The sequence below is a fragment of the Streptomyces sp. NBC_01017 genome, from assembly GCF_045162795.1.
Taxonomy (GTDB): Bacteria; Actinomycetota; Actinomycetes; order Streptomycetales; family Streptomycetaceae; genus Streptomyces; species Streptomyces machairae.
On sequence record NZ_CP108683.1, the window covers coordinates 82,781 to 105,476 of the forward strand.

At 67.1% G+C, this 22,696-nt stretch carries 21 protein-coding genes and 3 pseudogenes; 9 read left to right on the forward strand and 15 right to left on the reverse strand.

Annotated elements, in window-relative coordinates; translation table 11 throughout:
- Window positions 1-59 precede the first annotated feature (59 nt).
- The 4 genes and pseudogenes from OG331_RS00395 to OG331_RS00410 form a co-directional block, all read right to left on the reverse strand.
- Complete coding sequence (locus OG331_RS00395; RefSeq protein ID WP_406190415.1) at window positions 60-971, reverse strand: IS3 family transposase; 912 nt, start codon at window positions 969-971, stop codon at window positions 60-62.
- On the reverse strand, window positions 968-1,300 hold the full coding sequence (locus tag OG331_RS00400; RefSeq protein ID WP_406190418.1) for a transposase: 333 nt from the start codon (window positions 1,298-1,300) through the stop codon (window positions 968-970). The genes OG331_RS00395 and OG331_RS00400 overlap by 4 nt, the downstream gene beginning before the upstream one ends.
- Before the next feature lie 5 nt (window positions 1,301-1,305).
- Complete coding sequence (locus tag OG331_RS00405; RefSeq protein ID WP_406190421.1) at window positions 1,306-2,202, reverse strand: ISAs1 family transposase; 897 nt, start codon at window positions 2,200-2,202, stop codon at window positions 1,306-1,308.
- Window positions 2,203-2,326: 124 nt separating this feature from the next.
- Window positions 2,327-2,536, reverse strand: a pseudogene (locus OG331_RS00410) (transposase family protein); the annotation flags it as partial.
- A 734-nt stretch (window positions 2,537-3,270) separates the two neighbouring features.
- On the opposite strand from OG331_RS00410, the gene OG331_RS00415 reads away from it, so the two are divergent.
- Together OG331_RS00415 and OG331_RS00420 are read left to right on the forward strand one after the other, a co-directional pair.
- Entirely contained in the window at window positions 3,271-4,665 is a 1,395-nt protein-coding gene (locus OG331_RS00415) for an APC family permease (protein ID WP_406190423.1), read from the forward strand.
- A 355-nt stretch (window positions 4,666-5,020) separates the two neighbouring features.
- Window positions 5,021-6,265: an IS110 family transposase gene (locus OG331_RS00420; protein WP_406190426.1), complete on the forward strand. Its 1,245-nt coding sequence runs from the start codon at window positions 5,021-5,023 to the stop codon at window positions 6,263-6,265.
- Between the two features lie 181 nt (window positions 6,266-6,446).
- Here OG331_RS00420 and OG331_RS00425 read toward each other — a convergent pair whose 3' ends face one another.
- Complete coding sequence (locus tag OG331_RS00425; protein WP_406190428.1) at window positions 6,447-6,926, reverse strand: hypothetical protein; 480 nt, start codon at window positions 6,924-6,926, stop codon at window positions 6,447-6,449.
- A gap of 703 nt (window positions 6,927-7,629) precedes the next feature.
- Between OG331_RS00425 and OG331_RS00430 the strand changes: the two are divergent.
- From OG331_RS00430 to OG331_RS00455, 6 genes and pseudogenes are all read left to right on the forward strand, one after another.
- A pseudogene (locus tag OG331_RS00430) lies at window positions 7,630-7,926 on the forward strand (urease subunit gamma); the annotation flags it as partial.
- A 165-nt stretch (window positions 7,927-8,091) separates the two neighbouring features.
- On the forward strand, window positions 8,092-8,487 hold the full coding sequence (locus tag OG331_RS00435) for an urease subunit beta (RefSeq protein WP_406209542.1): 396 nt from the start codon (window positions 8,092-8,094) through the stop codon (window positions 8,485-8,487).
- A complete protein-coding gene (locus OG331_RS00440; RefSeq protein ID WP_406190431.1) occupies window positions 8,484-10,541 on the forward strand; it encodes an urease subunit alpha in 2,058 nt (685 codons plus the stop codon). The genes OG331_RS00435 and OG331_RS00440 overlap by 4 nt, the downstream gene beginning before the upstream one ends.
- Window positions 10,542-10,627: 86 nt before the next feature.
- A complete protein-coding gene (locus OG331_RS00445; RefSeq protein ID WP_266592331.1) occupies window positions 10,628-11,302 on the forward strand; it encodes an urease accessory protein UreF in 675 nt (224 codons plus the stop codon).
- Between the two features lie 39 nt (window positions 11,303-11,341).
- On the forward strand, window positions 11,342-12,031 hold the full coding sequence (ureG, locus tag OG331_RS00450) for an urease accessory protein UreG (protein WP_406190433.1): 690 nt from the start codon (window positions 11,342-11,344) through the stop codon (window positions 12,029-12,031).
- Window positions 12,028-12,882 (forward strand): urease accessory protein UreD, encoded by an 855-nt coding sequence (locus tag OG331_RS00455; protein WP_406190436.1) that lies wholly within the window; start codon window positions 12,028-12,030, stop codon window positions 12,880-12,882. The genes ureG and OG331_RS00455 overlap by 4 nt, the downstream gene beginning before the upstream one ends.
- 40 nt (window positions 12,883-12,922) lie before the next feature.
- On the opposite strand, the gene OG331_RS00460 is transcribed toward OG331_RS00455, so the two are convergent.
- The 9 genes from OG331_RS00460 to OG331_RS00500 all read right to left on the reverse strand — a co-directional run bounded on the left by OG331_RS00460 (window position 12,923) and on the right by OG331_RS00500 (window position 21,164).
- Window positions 12,923-13,480: a hypothetical protein gene (locus tag OG331_RS00460; RefSeq protein WP_406190439.1), complete on the reverse strand. Its 558-nt coding sequence runs from the start codon at window positions 13,478-13,480 to the stop codon at window positions 12,923-12,925.
- Between the two features lie 30 nt (window positions 13,481-13,510).
- On the reverse strand, window positions 13,511-13,945 hold the full coding sequence (locus OG331_RS00465) for a transposase family protein (RefSeq protein WP_406190442.1): 435 nt from the start codon (window positions 13,943-13,945) through the stop codon (window positions 13,511-13,513).
- Window positions 13,946-14,166: 221 nt separating this feature from the next.
- Complete coding sequence (locus OG331_RS00470) at window positions 14,167-14,916, reverse strand: metallophosphoesterase (RefSeq protein ID WP_406190445.1); 750 nt, start codon at window positions 14,914-14,916, stop codon at window positions 14,167-14,169.
- A 15-nt stretch (window positions 14,917-14,931) separates the two neighbouring features.
- The gene (gene urtE / locus OG331_RS00475; protein ID WP_406190448.1) at window positions 14,932-15,624 is read right to left on the reverse strand and encodes an urea ABC transporter ATP-binding subunit UrtE; all 693 of its coding nucleotides are present in this window, start codon (window positions 15,622-15,624) and stop codon (window positions 14,932-14,934) included.
- 5 nt (window positions 15,625-15,629) lie between these two features.
- Complete coding sequence (gene urtD / locus OG331_RS00480) at window positions 15,630-16,415, reverse strand: urea ABC transporter ATP-binding protein UrtD (RefSeq protein ID WP_406190451.1); 786 nt, start codon at window positions 16,413-16,415, stop codon at window positions 15,630-15,632.
- Entirely contained in the window at window positions 16,412-17,533 is a 1,122-nt protein-coding gene (urtC, locus tag OG331_RS00485; protein ID WP_406190454.1) for an urea ABC transporter permease subunit UrtC, read from the reverse strand. The genes urtD and urtC overlap by 4 nt, the downstream gene beginning before the upstream one ends.
- Entirely contained in the window at window positions 17,530-18,417 is an 888-nt protein-coding gene (gene urtB / locus OG331_RS00490) for an urea ABC transporter permease subunit UrtB (protein WP_406190457.1), read from the reverse strand. The genes urtC and urtB overlap by 4 nt, the downstream gene beginning before the upstream one ends.
- A gap of 52 nt (window positions 18,418-18,469) precedes the next feature.
- Complete coding sequence (gene urtA / locus OG331_RS00495; protein ID WP_406190460.1) at window positions 18,470-19,726, reverse strand: urea ABC transporter substrate-binding protein; 1,257 nt, start codon at window positions 19,724-19,726, stop codon at window positions 18,470-18,472.
- 610 nt (window positions 19,727-20,336) lie between these two features.
- Window positions 20,337-21,164: a transposase family protein gene (locus OG331_RS00500; RefSeq protein WP_406190463.1), complete on the reverse strand. Its 828-nt coding sequence runs from the start codon at window positions 21,162-21,164 to the stop codon at window positions 20,337-20,339.
- 323 nt (window positions 21,165-21,487) lie between these two features.
- Between OG331_RS00500 and OG331_RS00505 the strand changes: the two are divergent.
- Window positions 21,488-21,682, forward strand: a pseudogene (locus tag OG331_RS00505) (transposase); the annotation flags it as partial.
- Window positions 21,683-21,897: 215 nt separating this feature from the next.
- Here the strand turns inward: OG331_RS00505 and OG331_RS00510 are convergent.
- Window positions 21,898-22,494, reverse strand: a complete 597-nt coding sequence (locus OG331_RS00510) for a hypothetical protein (protein ID WP_406210884.1) — start codon at window positions 22,492-22,494, stop codon at window positions 21,898-21,900.
- Window positions 22,495-22,696 lie beyond the last annotated feature (202 nt).

Sequence of the window (22,696 nt, forward strand, 5' to 3'; positions counted from 1 at the left end):
GAGAAGGCGAACTACCCGATCGTCCAGGGGTGTCAATCCCCTCGAAGTGTGGAGATCTTCTATGCGGCCAGCTCCAGGTCGGAGTTGGGCCGGTGGTCTTGTTCGTAGTCGATCGGGCTGCGGTACCCGCACACGCTGTGTAGTCGGTAGGTGTTGTAGAAGCCGGTGATCCAGGTGGCGATCTTCAGCCGGGCCGCGGTGCGGGTGGCGAAGGTGCGCCGGTGGACGTACTCGACCTTGAGCACGCTGTTGAACGCCTCGCTGACGGCATTGTCGAAACATGAACCGACGCGTCCCATGGACTGGACCACGCCGAGTTTCCGGCAGGCCCGCTTGAAGCGGCGGGAGACGTACTCGCTGCCGCGATCACTGTGAAAGATCACGCCCTTCACGTCGCCGCCGCGGGTGGCGGCAGCCATGTTCAGGGAGGCGACGACGAGTTCGGCGTCGTGGCGCTCGCCCATCGCGTAGCCGAGCAGACGACGCGAGTACAGGTCGATCACGGTGGCGAGGTAGAGCTTGCCCTCGCCGGTGACGATCTCGGTCATGTCGCCGCACCACACCTGGTCCGCTGCGTCGGCGGTGAAGTCGCGGCGCACGAAGTCCGGGGCCGCCGCCCGCCTGCCGGGCCGGGTCAGGCCACGGCGCCGGCGGATCCTCCGTCCGGCCAGACCGAGCTCGGCCATGACCTTCGCGACGGTGTTCACCGAGACCTTCCAGCCCGCGCGCACGAGCGTGATCCAGATTTTCGGGGAGCCGTAGGTGCCACCCGAGCCCTCGAAGATCCGCTCGATCTCGTCGGCCAGCCGCTGCCGCCGACTCTCACGGGTGGTGGCCGGCTTGTCCCGCCATTTATAGAACCAGGACTCCGACACCCCCAGGATGCGGCAGGTGAGACGGTGCGGGATCTTGTGTTCGGCCCTCTGGGAACCGATGAACGCGGCCAGCTCGGCCGGCGCCCGCTCGGTCATTTCACCCAGAGGGCCATGCATCGCTTGAAGACATCACGCTCCATCTCCAGCTCGCGGATGCGCTTGTTCTTCTCGCTCATCTCCCCGCGCAGCCGTTCCAGCTCGGCACGCTCACTCTCGCGCAGCCGGCCACTCCCCTCAGCCGCCGGTACCCGCCGGTCAGAAGACGGCGAACCGTTGCGTCGCCAACGCGAGACCCAGCTGTGCAGCGTCCCGGGGTGGACCCCGAGTTCCTCGGCGACCTCAGGAATCGGCTTCCCGGTCTCGATCACAATGCGTACAGCACCCTCGCGGAACTCAGCGTTGTACGGCTGTTGCTTGGACCCCATGAACCTCAGCTTCCTCTGCAATCACGGGCTCCACGGTACGAGGGGAGGCACAGGGGCGATGCGTTCTCAGGCTGTGAGTCGGGGCATGGCTGTTGCGTGCTGGGGCGTGACCGGTAGTGATCGGCTGCGGTGGCGATGTTGGTCCAGCCTGCTTGGCGTATGAGTCCGATGGCCAGGTTGCGCAGGGTGGCCATGGCGCGGGGTGCGGAGCCGGTGCGTATGCGCGAGGCGTCCTCGCCGAACGTCACGTCTCTGCCGTGGTGCAGGGCCTCAACTGACCAGTGATTCTGGATGAGTTCGGCGAGTTGTGTCGGGCTGGCCTGTTCGGGCGGGAGGCTGGTGATGGCGTGGACGGTCTTCGTTTCGGCCTTGCCGGTCTTGCGGTGGGTGCGGCGGCGCTTGACCTCCATGGCCTGGACGGCGTGCGGGAGGAGCAGGCCTGGACGGACGGTGCAGACCTTCAGGCGGCGGACCTTGCGGCGGCCGTGCCCGGTACCGGTGGTGCGGGCCTGCAGGGGATTCTGCTTCCAGGGCAGGCGCTGCAGCTGCTTGCGGAGCTTCTTCTGGTTTCCGTTGACCACCAGGACGTAGTGGCCGCCGGCGGCCATGGCGTGCTCGGCGTGGGCGCGCTGAGTGTGCATCGCATCGGCGGTGACGACGACGCCGCGCAGGTCGATCCGGTCCAGCAGTGGGGCGAGGGCGGGTATGTCGTTGCTCTTCGCGGTGATCCGGCGCTGGGCGATCACGGTCTGGCAGGCGTGGAACGCGGCGGCGAGCAGGTGGACGGCCGTGCCGTCGGCGCGGGATCCGCGCACGGCCTGGCCGTCGACGGCCAGGCCGGCCAGGGTGTCGCCGTCTTCGTCGACCGGGTCGGTGGCGTACCGGGCGAGCCGGGCGCCCACGGCGTCGTCCTGGGCGTCGCCGTTCAGGGCCGGGGAGGCGTCCCGGTGTGGAGGCGTTCGTCGTGCTGGAGGTCAGCCCGAGTTGTTCGCGCAGGCCGTAGTCGGTATCGGCGGCGAAGCGGGCGATCGCGGCCAGGGACGTGGCTCCGCCGAGGACGGCGACCAGGCACAGCCCAAGCAGGGAGCCCAGGCGGTAGCGGCGGCCCCGGACCCGGCGGGGATCGGGTATCCGCCCCAGCACGTCGGCCAGGGAGGTGAACTGCTGCGGATCCGGGCAGGCAGAGTCGATGTCCTCGCAGTGGCGCTGCAGGACACCGATCAGGAAAGATGGCACCCGAACGCGACCCCTGTTCGTGATCAAAGGCTTCGCCAACCTTGATCATCAGGGGTCGCGTCTCTCGTTACCGAACCGGGCGAACCGCACGCAGCGGCCCGTACACAGGCGATCAGCTCATCTCGCCAGCTGAGAACACATCAGCCCTGGGGCCGGGGCGGATCCGGCGGGCTTGGTGCTGGTCATGAGGGGGTGGTTCTCCTGTCGTGCCCTCTCAGGCAAACCCACCGAAGCGGGGCGTCTCACCAAAGGCTGACAGAGAGGGCCGCGCAGATGGTGAACACCGGCCGCCGCCACTGGCTCCGCTTCACGGCCCGATGGCCCTGGACCGAGGCCATCACTCACGCGATCGCCAGGCTCCACATCCTCCCGAACCCCGGCTGACCAGCCACTTCCACCATCCCGACAACCCCCACCACCGCACCGGCGAAGTGGAACCCGGCGCCCACCCGACGCGAGAGCCGGGCCCTCCGCCTGCCCCAGCCCCGAAAACACCCCACCGCACAGACACAAAGTCCCCGTCAGCAAGCTGACGGGGACTCATGAATGATCGAGGTTAACGTCCACTCACACCACTGTCTCGAAACCGAGAGATCGCACTCTGCGTGTTGCTGAGCTGGAGCTCACGTATTCCGCTAACTTTACTCCAGACGTGACGTCGGCGTGGTCTGGAACGGCCTTTCTCTCCGCGCCTCGAGAATCGGTTGGAGGATTTCTTGCGACAACGTAACGGTATGCCTAAAGAGCCGCAGCGGCTTACTCGGACAATTGGCGTAGGAGGGGCTACAGCTATCACGCTGTCCGTTATTAGCCCTGCGATTGCTGTTTTCGTGGTTGCATCAGTAGTGGTCACGGGGGCAGGTTCTGGATCGGTGTGGTGCTTCCTCGCAGCTGCACTTGTTGGTATCTGTCTGGCTTTTTGCTACGCAGAACTGGCTGCGGCCTTCCCCTCCGCTGGAGGCCCGTATGTCCTCGTCGGACGCGCCATGGGTCCAGCGGCGGGATTTGCGATGCTTGCTCTCGCTGTACTCCAATTTGTAATTCCTGCCATTTTGGCGCAGGGTGCGGCCAGCTACCTCGATGCCGTCATTTCAGGAGCAGGCTCACGTTTCACTTCTGCGGCACTAATCATTCTAGCGTCCTTGATCTCAATGTGTACAATCAAAGTAAATGTCTTTGTTACTGGAGCATTCCTGATCCTAGAGATTGCATTGCTGGCAAGCCTCTCGATTCTCGGATTCGTCCACGTTCACCGGCCGCTGTCAAGCGTGCTGACACACCCTCAGGTAATCGCCCCGGACGGGGCACTGAGCGGTACGTCCTTCAATGTCATCCTCACTTTCACTGCAGTTGCCCTATTCGCCTACGGCGGCTATGAAACCCCTGCCTACCTTTCCGAGGAAACCAGGGGTTCGAGCCGCAATGTGGCGTGGGCCATCTTGCTGTCGTTCGCTATCACCGTGATTGCCGAAGCAATTCCTGTAACGGCAATCGTCGTCGGGGCCCCATCTCTGGTGGAACTCGGCCAGTCGGAATCTCCCATTACCTACTTTCTCTCCTCCGTATCTGATCCATGGTTTCATGACATGGTCAGTATCGGAGTAGCGCTGGCAGCTTTCAATTTGCTTGTTGGTGTGCTCATCCTCCTGAGTCGCCTGCTGTACGGTACGGCACGTGACCGGGCTTGGCCTGATCCGGTTAGGCGAGGCATGGTCCGGCTGCACCCGAAGTACGCGACACCGATCACAGCGAATATCGCCAGCACAATTGTGGCGCTCGGATTCCTCTTTGTCCCGCAAAGCGGCCTGATCCAGTTCATTGGTGCAAGCGCTACTTTCGCCTATATCTTGGTTGCCTTGGCAGCGCTAGTCGGACGGCTACGCCACCGCACTGACCGCAGCCCTTACCGTATGCCGCTCTGGCCGCTTCCACCCTTGCTGGCCCTTGTCGCCCTCGGATACGTGATCAAGACGCAGACCGCCGCGAACCTATTGTGGCCCCTGGGTCTCATGACGGCAGCCATCCTCTATTACCTACTTCACCTGCGCTCGCGCGACGATCGTTGGCTGCTAACGAGTCCTGAAAACGATAGGAACACCCCGCCGCGGCAAGGCACTGGCGACAACTGACAGTGAACCTCTTTCATCCTGTGCCGTGGGGATGAAATGGGCTGGTCAGCAACCCAGCGCACCTTCGGTGCGCGCCGGGGGCGTGGTAAATGGTGTGGTGTGCTGCGGGTGCTTCTCGCGCGCTCTGCCGGGTTGGTGCGATGGCCGCGAGCATGATCGTGGGCTGGTCGTTCCGGTCGAAACCGACTCCTCTGTGATGCTGTGCAGCTCGTTGGTCAGCATGGTGCTGAGGGCCGTCCACGGGAACCGTGGAGTGTTGCTGTGAGCACGGGTGTCAGATTCCTGATTTGCCCTGGCCCTCCCGGAGCGGGCAGTTCCTGTGGACTGTCTGCTCGGCCGGAAGGGGAACGGGACCATGGATGTGCTGCACGAGCGGTGCGCGGGGATGGATATCAGCAAGAAGGACGCCAAGGTCTGCGTGCGGACGCCGGGTGGCAAACGCCGGGGAACGTTCACCAGTGAGATCACTACCTGGGGTGCGACCACCAACTCGGTCCTTGAACTGCGTGATCATCTGGTGGCGGCAGGCGTGACGCTGGTAGTGATGGAAGCGACGTCGGACTACTGGAAGCCCTTCTACTTCCTGCTCTCCGAGGACTTGAATGTGATGCTGGTCAACGCGCGGGAGGTCAAGAACCTGCCCGGCCGCAAGACTGATGTCTCGGACTCGGCCTGGCTGGCCCAACTCGGGGCGCACGGCCTGGTGCGGGCTTCGTTCGTGCCGCCGCAGCCGATCCGCGAACTGCGGGATCTGACCCGGATGCGCACTCAACTCACCCGCACCCGCGGACAGATCGTCCAGCGGCTGGAGAAGATGCTGGAAGACTCCGGGATCAAACTCTCCGCGGTCGCCGCCGACATCATGGGTGTCTCCGGCAGGGCGATGCTGGAGGCTCTGATCGCCGGTCAGGACGACCCGCACGCGCTCGCCGACCTGGCCAAGCGTCGCCTCCGCAACAAGATTCCCGAGCTCACCGAGGCATTGACCGGGCGTTTTCGCGAACACCACGGCTTCCTGGCCCGCGTCCACCTCGACCACTACGACCACCTCACGACCGCGCTCGACACGCTGAACACGAGGATCGCGGAGGCGATGTCTCCCTTTCGGCCCGTCCTGGAACTCCTGGACACCATCCCGGGTGTCAACCAAACCACCGCCGAAGTGATCGTCGCCGAGACCGGCGGCGACATGAGCCGCTTCGCCAGTGACAAGCATCTCGCCTCCTGGGCCGGCGTCTGCCCCGGCCATCACTCCTCCGCCGGCCGGAGCAAGACCACCAAGGTCCGGCCCGGAAACCCGCATCTCAAAGGCGCCCTGGGCCTGGCCGCGTTCGGTGCGGTGAGAACCAAAGACACCTATCTCCAGGCCCGCTACCGACGCCTGACCGCCCGCCGGGGCCCGATGAAGGCCCTGGTCGCCATCGAACACTCGATCATCACCGCGATCTGGCACATGCTCACCGACCAACGGCCCTACCACGAACTCGGCGGCACCTACTTCACCCAGCGCGACCCCGAACGCGCCGCCCGCAAAGCAGTCGGCCAGCTCAACCAGCTCGGCTACCGGGTCACCCTCGACCCGATGAACAGCGCGGCCTGAAACTCCGTCCACCCAGACACCGGACGGCCCTCGCATCACCACCGCCCGGTCACCACCCCTGCCCGAAAACGCCCTGACCTGCATGTATTTACGTGTCAGGTGGGGTGACATGGCGAAGCCCCTCGTCGTTGGTGTGGTGATCTCACTCAGCACGCCATCGGCCGGGGGGCTCTCTTGAAAATCACCTGCGGGCTCCCGCGTTAGCCCAGGTCAAGCGACTGGTGGAGCGTGATGGTGACGTCGTGGCCGAGTGCCGCGAGTTGGGCGAGGAGGCGTCGTCCACCAGGACCGGGGCCTGGACGTGATCGGCCTCCCAGACCTGGTTCCGCCATCCCCGAGGGCGCGACAAGAACACGTCGTACTTCCGGGCCTCACGCTCACCACCGGCAAGCCCCGCCCGCTCCCCCGGCGTCAGATCACGCCGGATCGCGCGGTGCAGCGTCGCAATGGACGGCGGCAGACCGCCCTCGCCCCTGGCCGCGCGGGCGGTCAACTCACGATGGACAGCAGCGACGTTCCCCTTCCACAGCCCGAGCAGAGCCCGAACCTCCGCAGTGACCGTGAACCGCCCGTGATACCGGGCCCGCTCCCCCGGCGCCGCAGCCGCAGCCTCGTCCTGTTCGGCGGCCGCCAGCCACCGCCACACCGCCCGCTCCCGCACACCCAAAGCATCCGCCGCCACCCTCACATGCCGTGTAGTGAGCTTCCCCTCCCGACGCAAGGCCAGCAGGCGGCGTACCGCCGGCCCCCGCAACGCCCGCACCGACACAGCCAATGCAGCAGCCGAACCGTTGCCCCCTCCTGCAGAGCCCGAATCCCGTGCTTCCTGATCCACCCCACGATCACACCAACCACCCGCCAGCCGGTGGATCAGAACCCACGAAACTGAGACAGCGTCACACCTGCCGCGATAACAGCCCACAACAGCAATCCCCCACCGATCTCTCACATCCATGACAGTGCCCCACCCCTAAAACAACCCCCGACCAGCCACAACACACCCAGGCCCACTGCCTCTCACACCACTGCCCCCAAACCGAAAGATCGCACCAAACGCCTGGGGTAGCACCCAGTCCGACCAGCCCAAGCCGACCACGGCCTCCGGCAGTCCTGTCACCGCCAGTCGCCAAGGCGCGTGAGAGGAAGGCCGTAGAGACCGATCTCCAGGCCGCTTGTCCTGCCCAGCAGGGTGAAACCGGGTACTCCACAGTTTCATCAGATGGTGTGGATCACCCGCCATTTGGCCGTCTCGCCGATCTTCCCCGCCGATGCTCGAAGGGCGCCCGTCGCCATCCGGAAAGCGTTGTCCGTGACCTTGGCATGCCCGGTCGCACGCACAATCCGAACAACAGAGACGAGTCATCGTGCATTTGACTCCGCATGAGCAGGAGCGCTTGCTGATCCACGTGGCGGCCGACGTGGCAGGAAAGCGTCGCGACCGGGGGCTGCGTTTGAACTACCCCGAGGCGATGGCCCTGCTGACCGTTCACGTCTTCGAGGCGGCGCGCGACGGGAAGACGGTCAGCGACATCATGGACTCGGGCCGACGGGTGCTCACACGTGACGACATGATGGACGGCGTCCCGGAGATGATCAAGAACGTCCAGGTGGAGGCGACCTTCCCGGACGGCACGAAGCTGGTCACGATCCATGACCCCATCCCGGAGGCCACGGAGGAACCCGAGGTCTACCCGGGCAAGGTCGAGCACCCTCAGCCGCCCCGCAAGCCAGGCTCCTCGGTCGACTGCGACGACAGCGGCAACTCGTCCGTCAGCTGCGACGAGGACGACGACACAGTCTCCCGGTACGACGCGATCTGCTTCAACGTGCACCTCGACGGGGACACGCAGGGCGTCAACCTGCAGACGGACGCCACCACCTTGCCGGGGCCGGGCAAGACGAAGATCAAGGTGAGGAACGAGTCGGACCGTCCCATTCAGGTCGGCTCCCACTATCACTTCGCCGAGGTCAACCCGGGGCTGAAGGTCGTCAGCGTCGAGGTTCCCGCCGGGCAGACAGTCCCCCAAGACCGCAGCCTCTGGAACTGCGACGCGGCGAGGGGCCGGCGGCTCAACATCGCCGCGGGCACGTCCGTACGTTTCGAACCGGGCGACGAGTGCTGCGTGGAACTGGTGCAGATCCAGGGTGATGTCACGGCCGGCGGCAGCAACACCAGCGACCTCACCAAGATCCAGGGGCTGCGCGAAGGGATCATCCGATGAGTAATCCGCAGGGACAAGGCCGTGGCCAGGCGCCGAAGCCTGGCAAGGGCCGGCTGAAGCCGAGCAATGAGCTGACGCGGGCGGATTACACCGCGTTGTACGGGCCGACCACGCGGGATAGGGTCCGGCTCGCCGACACCGACCTCACGTTGGAGATCGAGGCCGATTGGAGCGGCGGCCCTTCGTACAGCGGCAATGAGATGATCTTCGGTGGCGGCAAGGTGATCCGCGAGTCGATGGGGATGTCGCACCTCGCCAGGGACGGGCGGAACAGCAAAGGCGACGCCACGGCCCACAGGCCCGTGGACACCGTCATCACAGGCGCGCTGATCCTCGACTGGTGGGGCGTGGTCAAGGCCGACATCGGCATCCGTGACGGCAGGATCGCGGCCATCGGCAAGGCGTACAACCCCGAGACGATGGATCCGATTCCGAGCAACAGGTTCGAGATGCCGAACCGTACGACTGTCGGCAATGCGGTGCCGGTTCCGGTGACGCCGGAGAGTTTCGTGGTCGGGCCGAGCACCGAGGTCATCTCCGGCAACGGGCGGATCCTCACCGCCGGTGGCGTGGACACCCACGTTCACTTCATCTGCCCCGAGGAGATCCACGAGGCCCTGGCCTCTGGCGTGACCACCCTCATCGGCGGCGGGACGGGACCGGCCGAGGGCAGTACGGCCACCACCGTGACACCGGGCGCGTGGCACATCAGGCGGCTCTTCGAGGCGCTGGATGAGTTCCCTGTCAACATCGGCCTGCTCGGCAAAGGCAGCACGATGAACAAGCACGAACTCAACGCACAGGTGGATGCCGGTGCCTGCGGCTTCAAGGTCCACGAGGACTGGGGCGCCACGCCCGCAGTGATCGACCGGGCCCTGGACGTCTGCGAAGAGCGCGGCGTCCAGCTCGCGCTGCACGCCGACTCACTGAACGAGTCGGGGTTCCTGGAGAGCACGCGGGCAGCCTTCACAGGCGCCGCCAGGGACGCAGATGGGAAGTTCACGGCGAAGAAGGCGCGCTCCATCCACATCTTTCATGTCGAGGGTGCCGGCGGCGGTCACGCGCCCGACATGATCGAGCTGGTCAAGGACCCGAACGTCCTGCCGGCCTCGACCAACCCGACGCGTCCGCTGACGGTCAACACCGTCAAGGAGCACGTCGACATGATGATCGTGTGCCATCACCTCAACCCGGAGATTCCGGCAGATATGGCCTTCGCCGACTCCCGGATCCGGCCGTCCACCATGGCCGCAGAGGACCTCCTCCACGACATGGGCGCCATCTCGATGATGTCCTCCGACGCCCAGGCTATGGGCCGCATCGGCGAAATGGTCATGCGTACCTGGCAGACCGCGCACGGCATGAAGTGCCGCTACGGGGCGCTGAAGGAGGACCTCGAAGCCGCGAAGGTCCGCACGATCACCGACGACACGGACCACCCCTTCAACGACCAGCAGCTGCAGCCGAACGACAACTTCCGCGCGCGCCGGTACGTTGCCAAGTACACGATCAACCCGGCGATCACCCACGGCATCGCCAAATACGTCGGTTCCGTGGAGACCGGGAAGCTCGCCGACCTGGTGGTGTGGGAGCCGAAGTTCTTCGGCGTCAAACCGCACATGCTCCTCAAGGGCGGCCAGCTCGCCTACGCGCAGGTCGGCGACGCCAACGCGTCGATCACAACGCCGCAGCCCTACCTGCCGCGCCCGGTCTGGGGCTCCACCAGCCGCTCCCCGGGGAAGAACTCGGTGAACTTCGTGGCCGACGAGCAGGTGGCGCTCCGGCTGAACGGCGGGACCGACTCGAACAACACGTACGACGGTCTCGGCCTCGGCAAGAAGTTCGAAGCGATCGAGAGCACCCGGAGCGTCGAGAAGAAGCACATGAAGCTGAACGACACGGTGCCTGACAGCCTCGAAGTCGACCACAACAGCTTCGAGGTCACCATCGGCGGCGCGACCACGAGCGACGCCCGCACCGAACTCAACGGTGCCACCGTGCCGCGCTCTTACGTCACCGAAGTCCCTCTGGCACAGCGGTACTTCCTCTTCTGAATGGCCGCCTGGGCCCCGGGGGGACTTGATGTGCCCGCCCGGGCCACCGCATCACCATCCGACCTGCGAAAGGCAGCCGCTCCCCCATGAGCCGCGCAGCCCTGCTCCTCCTGGCCGACGGCCGCTTCCCCGCTGGCGGGCACGCCCACTCCGGCGGCGTCGAGGCCGCCGTCGCCCACCAAGCCGTCCACGACACCCCCGGCCTGGAGGCGTTCTGCCGCGGGCGTCTGCACACCACCGGCCTGACCACGGCAGGACTCGCCGCCGCAGCCGCTGGCGGATACGACCCGCTGCTGCTCGACGTCGCCGCCGACGCACGCACCCCCGCCCCCGCACTGCGCGCCGTCGCCCGCAGGCTCGGCCGGCAGATGATGCGCGCGGCCCGCGCCACCTTCCCCTCCGACGCACTCGAACGCCTGGCCGCTGCACGTCCCCAGGGCGCCCACCAACCCGTCGTCCTGGGCCTCGCCGCCCGCGCCGCCGGGCTCACCCCGCTGGACGCCGCCTACGCCGCCGCTTATGAGAACGTCGGCGGCCCGGCCACAGCGGCGGTGCGCCTGCTGAGCCTCGACCCGCTCGACGCCTCCGGGCTGCTGGCCCGCCTCGGCCCCGAGACCGACGACGTCGCCCAAGCCGCGGCCGACGCCGCAGCCCGCGCCATGACCGAGGGCCTCGACGCCCTGCCGTCGGCCTCCTCACCCCTGCTGGACATCACCGCAGAGCAGCACGCCGCCTGGACCGCCCGCCTCTTCGCCTCCTGACGACCAACAACCACACTTGAGTCTTTCGACGGAGTTGCCATGCACCTCGACCACTCTCTGCCTCACGAGCACACCCCCAGCGTCTCGGCGGCCCGACCCGACAGCAGCCGCCGTGCCCTGCGCGTCGGCCTGGGCGGCCCCGTCGGCTCGGGCAAGACCGCGACCGTCGCCGCGCTGTGCCGCACCCTGCGCGACCGCTGGTGCATCGCCGTTGTCACCAACGACATCTACACCCGCGAGGACGCCGAGTACCTGCGGCGCGAAGCCGTCCTGCCGCCCGAGCGCATCACCGCCGTCGAGACCGGCGCCTGCCCCCACACCGCGATCCGCGACGACATCTCCGCGAACCTGGAAGCCGTCGAGCAACTGGAAGCAGCCCTCGACCCTCTCGACCTCGTACTCATCGAGTCGGGCGGCGACAACCTGACCGCCACCTTCTCCAAGGGCCTCGCCGACTTGCAGATCTTCGTCATCGACGTAGCCAGCGGCGACGACATCCCTCGCAAGGGCGGCCCCGGCATCACCACCGCCGATCTCCTCATCATCAACAAGACCGACCTCGCCCCGCACGTCGGCGCCGACCTGGACACCATGGCCGGCGACGCGAAACGACAGCGCGGCGACCTCCCCGTCACCTTCACCAGCCTCACCTGTGACAACGGCATCCGCGAAGTCGCCGACTGGGTCACCGGCCACCTCACCCAGTGGCGCGCCGGGGCAACCGTATGAGCCCCTCCCCCCAGCTCATCCCCGCTCGAACCACGTCCGGCCCCGGCCTTCCCCCATCTGGCGCCCAGGAGCCCGCCGGACACCCCGACGGCGTACATGCCACGGCCCGGATCCGCGCCGCGCACAACGGACGCGTCACCACCCTCCCGCAACTGCATAGCGACGGCCCCTTCCACCTGCGGCGCCTGCGCACTCACGGCAACGCCACCACAGTGGGGATCATCGGCGCGATGAGCGCCCCGCTCGGTGGCGACCGGCTCACCCTCGACATCACCGCCGAGGACCGGGCCGAGCTGGAGATCACCACAGCCGCCGCCACACTCGCCCTGCGCGGCCCCACCACCGACGCGGCCACCTACGACGTACGCCTCACCATCGGAGAACACGCCCGTCTGCGCTGGCTACCACAGCCCCTGATCAGCGCCGCCGGCAGCAACCTGCACCAGACATACACCGTCGAACTGGCCGCCACCTCACACCTGGTGCTGCGAGAAGAACAGCTCCTGGGCCGGGCCGACGAGGAACCGGGCCACCTCGTCATCCGGATCCTGGTCCACCGCGCCGGACGCCCACTACTCGACCAGCACACGGCCTACGGGGCTTCAGAACCTGGCTGGGACGGCCCGGCCATCCTGAACGGACACCGCGCCGTCGGCCAACTCCTCATCGTGGATCCGCGCCTCGACGTCCGACGAGATGCCGTCCTGCTCGGCGAAGGCGCCGAAGACGGGTGCGCTGTCCTCGCACCATTGGCAGGCGGCCCGGCACTGCTCACCACCGCCGTCGCACCCACCGCTTCAAGGCTGCGACAACTGCTCGACGAAGCGCACGCACACGCTCTCGCCCCCTAGAGCCGGGCGGCCCACCGCGCCGACGGCCCAGAGCGGAGGCTCACTGACCCTTCAGCTGTAGATCACGGCGCTGCGCGTGGTGGCGGCACAGGCCTCGGGCTGCCAGGCCCGGCAGCGGGCAGGCAGTGACCGGGCAGGCGGGAACGTCGGTGTAGGGGACGGCGGTGTCCTCCCAGAGCCCGGCGAGGTTGCGGGCGGCGTGCGACTTCCACTGCGTGTAGTGGGTGGCGCACAGTTGTCTGCAGTGACGGGGCCGGACACAGCGTTGCCCGTCCTTGGTGAAACGGCACTGCTCGGGAACGCCGCCGAAAGGCAGCCGGTTACGCACCGGCACGAGTGTCCGTGCGAGTTCCCCAGCCGTCAACGGCGACTTCTTCAACTCCTCTTTGTAGAAAGGGCAGAAGATATTGGCCGGTGAGACGACGGTCTCGCACGCGACGGTGCGGCACAGGGCGACCGAGGTCCGCGGCTCGTGGACGCTGCCGGTGAACAGCCAACAGTCCGGGCGCCATTCAGTCGGGCGCCATCCGGCATCGAGATGGCTTTGCAGCCACACCAGCCAGCCCTCGGGTTCGCTCCCAGGGCTCTTGCAAGGCAATGCCGCGAAGTTTGGGTCCGGCCGGGGTTGTCAAGGGTGCGTGCTGGCGGGGTTTCTGAGTCTGATCGTGTAGGTGGCGCGTCGTGCTGTCCGGCTCTCACGCAGGGACTTGGCCTGTTTGTAGGAGAAGGGTGAGATGGGTCGTTTCACGGCGCGTGGGCTGACTCTGTCCGCCCTTCGGGGTGGCAGCACTTCGCTGGTCAGGGCGTGGTACAGCGGTCCGTACGGGTCGGAGGGCTGGGTGTGCTGATCGTTCACGTAGCGCCAGGCGGTGGCCACGCCGATGCCGAAGCCGGCGGCGATCTGTTCGAGGGTGTCGTGCTTGCGCAGGTAGACCAGCGTGCATCGCGCTCGGTCGTACGGGCGGAGCTTGCAAGCCCGGTCTCCCTCTCGCGATGCGATCACCGTCGTGACCAGTTCCAGAACTTCTTCGTCGACGTCGCATGCGGCAGGATAAGAGAACACGGGGCATCTCCGCACGTGAGGCTGTGTTTGGCGACTCGCCAACCAGCGGGATGCCCCGTTCGTCACGCCACGGTCAACCAAACGCCACCACGTCACCCACACGCCCTACAAATGGAAAAGGCTCCGTGTGTCGGCAATGCGGCCATGTCGCAGCCCTGGCGTCGAGCGCCTGACGGAGACCGACGCACTCCTCGTGCCGTCCTCGGCCGGACCAACTGGCGCTACGGAACGACTCTGGTGTGGGACGCGAGCCGGTCGCCGTCGAAGACGTGCAGGGTAATGGCCGGTGGCAGTTCGAAGTCGAGTGCGTCGTCTTCGGTCCACTGGTCGGGCAGCACCAGCTCCTGGGGCAGCTTCAGGGTGGAGACGACCCCTGGTGCGACGGACAGCGGCAGTCCTGCGTAGATCGCCGACGCCGCGGTATGGGCATGGCCTGCCATGACAGCCCGTACGTGCGGGTGGTGCTTCAGGACCTTCTCCAGCCGGTCGGGGTTGGTCAGCCGTATGGCGTCGACCGAGGGCAGGCCGAGGCGTACGGGCGGGTGGTGCATGCCGACGAACACCGGTCCTTCGGCCCGGTCGAGTTCGGACTCCAGCCAGCCGATCGTCTCGTCGTCCAGGTGACCGTCGTGGCGGCCGGGAATACTGGAGTCGCACAGGGCGATGGTCAGGCCCTCCAGGCGCAGGACCTGGTTGATCGGGCCGTGTCCGCTCTGGCCGAGGAGCACTGTGCGGAACGCCGTCCGGGAGTCGTGGTTGCCTGGGCAGACGATGGTGGGTGCGTCGTACCGCATGACCTCGCGGGCGATCGTGTACTCGTCGGCCAGCCCGTGGTCGGCGATGTCTCCGGTGACCATGACGGCGTCGACCGGGCCGGGGAGTCCGTTGAGGTACTCCCGCACCCTCATCGCCCGCTCGACGCTGTCCTCGCTGCCGCCGATGTGCAGGTCGCTCACATGCGCGATGAGCATGGGAACCCTCCGTCCTCACACACTGAGCGCGGTCCGTACGGTCTGCTCGGCCTCCACCCCGCGGTCGCCGGAGGAGGTCACGCGGCCCGCTTCCAGGACGTAGTAGTGCTGGGCGGCGCGCATGGCGAAGCCCACGTGCTGCTCGACGAGCAGGACGGACAGTCCGCCCCGCCGGGCGAGGGCCAGGATCGTCTCCTCGATCTCGGCGACAACGGAGGGCTGGATGCCCTCGGTCGGCTCGTCGAGCAGGAGCAGCCTCGGGCGGGTGATGAGGGCTCGGGCGATGGCGAGTTGCTGGCGCTGGCCGCCGGAGAGGAGGCCGGCGCGGCGGCCGGACAACTCCCGCAGGGCGGGGAAGAGGTCCAGGGCTTCAGCGATGGCCTCCTTGCCGTCGGGGCGGCCGTCGGCGACGAGTTGGAGGTTCTCGGCGGTGGTGAGGTGCGGGAAGGACTGCTGGCCCTGGGGGACGTACGCCATGCCGCGGGCCACCCGCTGGTGCGGGGCAAGGCGGGTGATGTCCTCGCCGTCCAGCCGGATGGTCCCACTGGTCGGCTTGAGCAGGCCCATGGCGGCGCGCAGCAGAGTGCTTTTGCCAGCGCCGTTGTGACCGAGGACGGCCGCGACGCCGTCCCTCGGGACCGAGACGGTCACGCCGTGCAGGACGGTGGTGCGGTCGTAGCCGGCCCGGACAGTGTTGATCTCCAGCATGGGCGTCACGCCTCCTCGGCGACAGAAACGGGAGCGGGCTCGGGTTCGGGCTCGGGCTCGGAGGCGCGGCCGAGGTAGACCTCCTGGACCTTCGGGTCGGCCTGGACCTGGGCGACGGTGCCTTCGCTGAGGACCTTGCCGGCGTGCAGGACGCTGACGCTGCGGGCGAAGGAACGCATGAAGTCCATGTCGTGTTCGATGACGACGACCGTGTGGTCCTCGCTCACCCGCTGCAGCAGTTCGCCGGTGGCCTCGCGTTCGTCGTGGCTCATGCCGGCGACCGGCTCGTCGAGCAGCAGCAGTTGTACGTCCTGGACGAGCAGCATGCCGATCTCCAGCCACTGCTTCTGGCCGTGGGCAAGCGCGCCCGCGGGGCGGTCGCGCAGCTCGGTCAGGCCGGTGGTCTCCAGGCCCTTCGTCACCGCTTCCGGTACGCCCTTGCGGCGGCGGAGCATCGTGAGTGGTCCGCGCGCGGCTCCCGCGGCGATGTCGAGGTTCTGCAGGACGGTCAGTTCCTCGAAGACCGTGGCCGTCTGGAATGTACGGCCGATCCCCAGACGGGCGATGCGGTGCACGGGCTTGCCGATGAGTTCCTGGTCGCCGAAGCGGGCCGAGCCGGTGGCCTTCGACAGCCCGGTGACCGCGTCGACCAGGGTGGTCTTGCCGGCACCGTTCGGCCCGATGAGGAACCGCAGATCGCCGGGCTGGATGTCCAGGTCCACGCCGTCGACGGCGGTGAAGCCGTCGAAGGTGACCCGCAGGTCGCGGATGGTCAGTCCCTCGCCGCTCATGCTGTCTCTCCTGCAGGGGTGCGGGTTCGGCGGTTGCGGATGACGGTCACCAGGGAGGCCAGGCCACCGGGGAGGAAGCCGACCGCCACGATGAACAGCAATCCCTGGAAGTAGGTCCAGGCGGCCGGGAAGGCGTCGGAGAGCGTGCTCTGCGCCCAGGCGACGGCGATCGCGCCGAGCACCGCGCCGACCAGCGAGGCCCGGCCGCCGACCGCCGCGCCGATGACGAAGCCGATGGACGGCACGATGCCGATCAGGGCCGGGGAGATGATCCCGACGGCCGGCACGAACAGCGCGCCTGCCAGGCCGGCCATGCCTGCGGCGACGACGTAGGCGACGAGCTTGACGTTGGCCGGGTTGTAGCCGAGGAAGCGGACCCGCTCCTCGGAGTCCCGTACGGCGATGAGGAGTTCGCCGTAGCGGCTGACGAACAGCTGGCGGGCAAGGACCATCAGGAGCAGCAGGACCACGGCGATGATGAAGTACACCATCTTCTGGTTGACCGGATCGTCCAGCGAGTAGCCGAAGAAGCCCTGCATGCCGGTGAGTCCGTTGGTACCGCCGGTGGTGGCCTGCTGGCCGACCAGCCAGATGGACAGGGCCGCGGCCATGGCCTGGCTGAGGATCGCGAAGTAGGCGCCCTTGACCCGGCGGCGGAAGATGAAAAAGCCGAGCACCGCGGCGACGGCCATGGGCAGCAGGACGGTCGCCGCGAGCGCGAACCCGGGATTGGCGAAGGGCTTCCACCACCAGGGCAGGGCGCCCCCGGAGCCGTAGAGCTGCATGAAGTCGGGGAGTGTCTCGCCGGTGGCGGCGGCGTCGGCGAGCTTGAGGTGCATGGCCATGGCGTAGCCGCCGAGGCCGAAGAAGACGCCCTGGCCGAGCACAAGCAGTCCGCCGCGGCCCCAGGCCAGGCTGACGCCGACGGCCACGATCGCGTAGCAGAGGTACTTGGCGAGCAGGGAGAGGCGGAAGTCGGAGAGGACAAGCGGCGCGATGCCCAGGAGGAGTACGGCGCCGAGGGCGAAGCCGCCGGGCACCCGGAAGCGTTCCAGCGGGGATGCCGGTGGCTTCGTCACGGCGGCCGTCGTCGGAGAGGAGGGGGTCGTTGTCGTCATGCCAGGCTCCGGGTGCGCAGTGTGTACAGGCCCTGGGGACGCCACTGGAGGAAGGCGACGATCGCGACCAGCACCATCACCTTCGCGACGCTGACCGTCGTCGAGTACTCCAGCACGGACTGGAGCACCCCGAGCACGAAGGCGGTGATCACGCTGCCCTTCAACTGCCCGATGCCGCCCACGACGACGACCAGGAAGGCGTCGACGATGTAGTTGGTACCCGTCGTCGGACCGATCGGGCCGACCAGCGTGAGCGCGACACCGGCCACGCCCGCGAGGCCCGAGCCGATGAAGAACGTCAGCCGGTCGACCTGCCCGGTGGCGATGCCCGACACCTCGGCGAGGTCCCGGTTCTGCACGACGGCCCGGATACGCCGGCCGAGCGGCGTGAACCGCAGGATCAGCGTGAGGGCGAGTACGCAGAGCAGGGCGAGACCGAGGATGAACAGCCGGCTGTTGGCGAGGGTGATGCCGCCGCCCACGGAGATGTTGCCGGTGAGCAGGTCCGGGGCGCGGGTCTGCACGTTGGGGGCGCCGAAGATGTCCCGGGCGAGCTGCTGGAGCATCAGGGAGACGCCCCAGGTGACCAGCAGGGTGTCCAGCGGCCGGGTGTACAGGCGCCGGATGAGCAGCCATTCCAGCAGCGCCCCCATGGCGCCGGCCACGAGGAAGGCCACGGGCAGCGCGATGAGCAGCGAGATCCCGGCGCCGCTGATGGACTTCTGCAGGACGTACGTGGTGTAGGCGCCGGTCATGATGAACTCGCCGTGCGCCATGTTGATCACGCCCATCTGACCGAAGGTCAGGGTCAGGCCGAGCGCGATGAGCAGGAGGACGGCACCGATGCTGATGCCGGTAAAGGACTGGTTGAGGATGACCGTCATGGAGCGGCTCCGGGTCGGGGACGAGGTCCGTCCGTATGGAGCTGGGCCTGGGTCAGGAGAGGCTGGAGGCCCAGTCGTAGCCCTTGAGGTACGGGTCCGGCTTGATGGGCTTGCCCGAGTTCCAGACCTCGGTGATGAGTCCGTCCGCACCGACCTTGCCGATCCGGGCCGTCTTGTAGACGTGCTGGGTCGCTCCGTCGACGGTGACCTTGCCCTCGGGGGCGTCGAAGGTGATGCCGTCCGAAGCCGCCTTGACCTTGGCGACGTCGAAGGAGCCCGCCTTCTCCACCATCGCCTTCCACAGGTAGACCGAGATGTAGGCAGCCTCCATCGGGTCGCTGGTCGGCTTGTCCTTGCCGTACTCGGCCTGGTACGCCGCCACGAACTTGGTGTTGGCCGCGCCGGGCGTGGTCTGGTAGTAGTTCCAGGCGGTGAGCTGGCCCTCCAGGTACTGGGTGCCGATGCTCTTGACCTCCTCCTCGGCGATGGAGACCGACAGCACCGGCATGCTCTTCGCGGTCATCCCGGAGGACTTGCGCTCCTTGAAGAAGGCCACGTTGCTGTCGCCGTTGAGGGTGTTGAACACGGCGTCCGCGCCGGAGTCCTTGACCTTGTTGACGATGGTGCTGAACTCGGTGGAGCCCAGCGGCGCGTAGTCCTCGCCCACCACCGTCATGCCCTTGGCCTTCGCGTACGCCGTGATCTCCTTGTTGGCGGTGCGCGGGAAGACGTAGTCGCTGCCGACCAGGTAGAGCTTGGTCAGGCCCTGCTTCTTGAGGTAGTCCAGCGCCGGGATGATCTGCTGGTTGGTGGTCGCGCCGATGTAGAAGATGTACGGGGACTGCTCCAGGCCCTCGTACTGCACCGGGTAGAAGAGCAGCGACTTGTACCGCTCGAAGACCGGCTTGACGGCCTTGCGGCTGGCCGAAGTCCAGCAGCCGAAGGTGGCCGCGACCTTGTCGTCCTTGATCAGGGCCTCCGCCTTCTCCGCGAAGGTCGGCCAGTCGGAGGCACCGTCCTGGCTGACGGGCTTCAGCTTCTTGCCCAGCACACCGCTGGCCGCGTTGATCTCCTTGATGGCAAGCAGCAGCGCGTTGTGGACCGTGACCTCACTGATGGCCATCGTGCCCGACAGCGAGTTGAGCAGACCGACCTTGACCGTGCTGCCGGAGGTGTCGGCCTTGGCGCCGGCCGCGTCGGCCGAGGAGTTGTCCCCGGTCTTGGCGCCACAAGCGCTGAGGGCGGCCGACGCGCCGACCGCTGACATACCGGCCAACAGACCGCGTCTGCTGATGCTGAGCCCGGACATACAAAACCTCCATGCCCCGAAGGGCGATGCGAAGAGAGCGGAAAACTCTGGGGAGGGAGCAGATAGGACGCGCTTCAGAAACGGCGGCGGTGGCGCACGGATCCCCAGCCGTTCCGGGGCGTCCGGGCTGGTCGCTGAAGTGCATCCACAGCCTGCGAGGCTTGTAGACGCTCAAGGTCTTGCTCTCCGAATGATTCCTCCACACCACACCATCGATGACCATCTCCGATGGGCTGTAGGGGCGTTTTGGCTTGGTCAGAGGCTGTGAAACTTCCATCTCTGCAACTTCCTCGTCGGTGACAGGCGTATGGCCGAGTTTCACGTTCACTCCCCCGAGCGGCCAAGAAAAGAGACGAAAGGGAGACAGTCCGTGCCAACCAGGTGTTCCTGCTGCTCGCCATCTCCGTCGCCAGGGTTTGGCGGGGAGGCTGGGACATGACACAACCCGTGTACCGAGGGACGTCGCGCGCGGCTACGGATCGCCCTGTCGGGACACGTCCCCTGGCCGGCGGCAGCGAATACCGCTCCGGGCAGGCGGCCGACAGATCAACGCCAAGGCACGCAGCCAGTGAGGCTTTCCCAGTAACGGATCATGACGTTGTGTGATCGTTCAGATGGTGCGGTCGTACTCGAGCTGAAGCTGGACGAGGGCCGCTGCAGCGATCTTCGTGATGCGGCTGGGGTCGAGGCTGACCCTGCGCAGGGCCTTGAAGGTGGTCTTGAGCAGGGAGTTGGCGCGCTCGCAGACACCGTGGATACTACGCATGACCTTGTTGTAGGTCTGCTGGGCCTCTGTCAGTTCGCTTCCGGCGGGCTTCTTGACCGGGTGGCGGAAGCCGTCACCTGCGTTCTCGTAACCGAGGTCGACCAGGGTCGGCATGTCCAGCTCGGCGGCGATCCGGCTGAGGGCGTCGATCAGGCCGTGGTGGCGGGCGCAGGTGGTGTCGTGCTCGCGGCCCGGGCGGACCGGGGAGACCCAGATCGGCCAGCCGTCCGGGGTGGCGATGACCTGCACGTTCCCGCCGTGGTGTTTGTGTTTTCCGGACCACCAGAGGTCTGCGCCGTTGGGGCCGGGAGCGGCGACGCGGTCGGTGCGGATGACGGTGCCGTCGAGGTTCAGGTGTGTCAGCCCGGCCGCCTTCGCACGCTCCAGCGCGGTCGCGAGGTCCGGTGCCCCGGCCGCCAGAACGGCCAGTCCTTCATGAAGGTAGCGGTAGGCGGTGGAGGCCGACAGGCGGTTGTCGCGGGCAAGCTGGGACAGGCGGGTGCCGTCGATGAACCAGCGCAGGATCAACACCGCCTGGCGGAAGCAGCCCAGTGCACGCCTGCCCTTGCGGGTCCCGGCCGCGACACGGTGATCGCGCAGCAACCGGGCGAGGTGCTCGGCGGTGGACCGCTTCACATCGAGCACGGCGGTGTATGTGACACTGGTCGACACGTGGGGCCCCTCGGTCAGAACAATCCTTCGCAAGATCGTTCCTACCAGGGGCCTTACGCCTGCCCGGACTTGGGGAGCCCACGGGCCACAGCACCAGCATCGCGATCACAGCGAGCGACGACCCCTTACTGGGAAAGGCTCAGTCACGTTGCGGGTCGGACCACGGCCCGAAGCGGCACCCGACCATCCTCCTTACCTTCTTGCTTGGGTTCGTCCTGGTCCTTCGTACGATCGGGAGGCCCAGGGGTTCCGGGTGTGGCTGCCATCCTGAGGTGCCTCGGAGTTCCCGGACAGGGAGCCAATAGGGTCGTCCTGTCAAGGAAATGAGGAAGCTCGAAGTGGCACCACCCAGCAAGTACACGCCGGAGTTCCGTGAGGAAGCCGTCCAGATCGCGCTCCGGTCCAGTAAAACCATCTCGGAGACGGCCCGTGAGCTCGACTTGAACCCGGAGACACTCCGTGGCTGGGTGAAGAAGTACCAGAAACGGAACGAGCCGACACTTGGTGTACCGCTGACGCTTGATGAGCGGGCTCGTTTGAAGGAACAGGACCGGCGCATTCGTGAACTGGAGGCGAAGGTCTCCTTCTTGAAAAAAAGCCGCAGCGTACTTCGCGAAGGATCCCCGGTAGCGAGTAAGTACGAGTTCATCGAAACGATGCGGCTCGACAAAGCGGAGTGCGCATATTCCGTCGAGTTCATGTGTGAACGGCTCGGCGTATCCAAGTCCGGCTACTACGAATGGCGAGACCGTCCGGATTCGGCGACGGCCCGGCGGCGCGACCGGACCGCTGTCAGGCCGGCGGCGGGCGCGGCCGCCAGAATGATCTGGTGGGCCTTCGGGGCGGTGAGTGGGGCCAGGCCCAACTGGTCGGCCAGGGCGCGGATCTCGGCACGGCGCTGGGCGCCTGTCATGCCGCCGGGAGCCGGAGTGTGGCCGGTGTCCTGTTCGTGCTGGTGACGGTTGCGCATGTCCTCGTCCCACAAGGACAGGGCCCGGCGTCGGCGTTCGGCGCGATCGGGGCCGCTCAACAGCCACAGGCCGGTAGCAAGGTTCTCCAGGGAGCCGCGCAGCAGGGTCCAGGGGCTGGTGGGATCGACCTCACCGGCCAACGTCAAGCGGCGCAGCGCATCCGCGTGGGCCAGGCCCGCGGTGTAGGCCGCGCGGATCAAGTGGGCGGTGGCGTAGGCGCCGAGCGGGGCGTCGTCGGCGGCCAGGCTGCTGGAGGGCGCGGGCTTCGGCAGTTGCCGGTAGGCGCCCTCATCGCGCAGCTGCTCGATCTCCTGGAACAGGGGCAACAGGTAGGCGCCATTGAAGGCCTGCGTGCTCATGCTCGAAGACGGTAGGCCGCACGGCCGGGCCGAGGACAGCGGTTTTGGCCCTCAGCGGCCGTCTGGCCCTCGGTGCCGGATCCCGGGGGCCCTCGTCGCCACGAGAGTGCGGGGCGGGTGAGCGCATGGACTGCTCTGGTAGTCCCGTGATCCCATGTGGCAACAGCCCAGGCCGCGCTGGTGTCTGGAAGCAGGGAGGGAA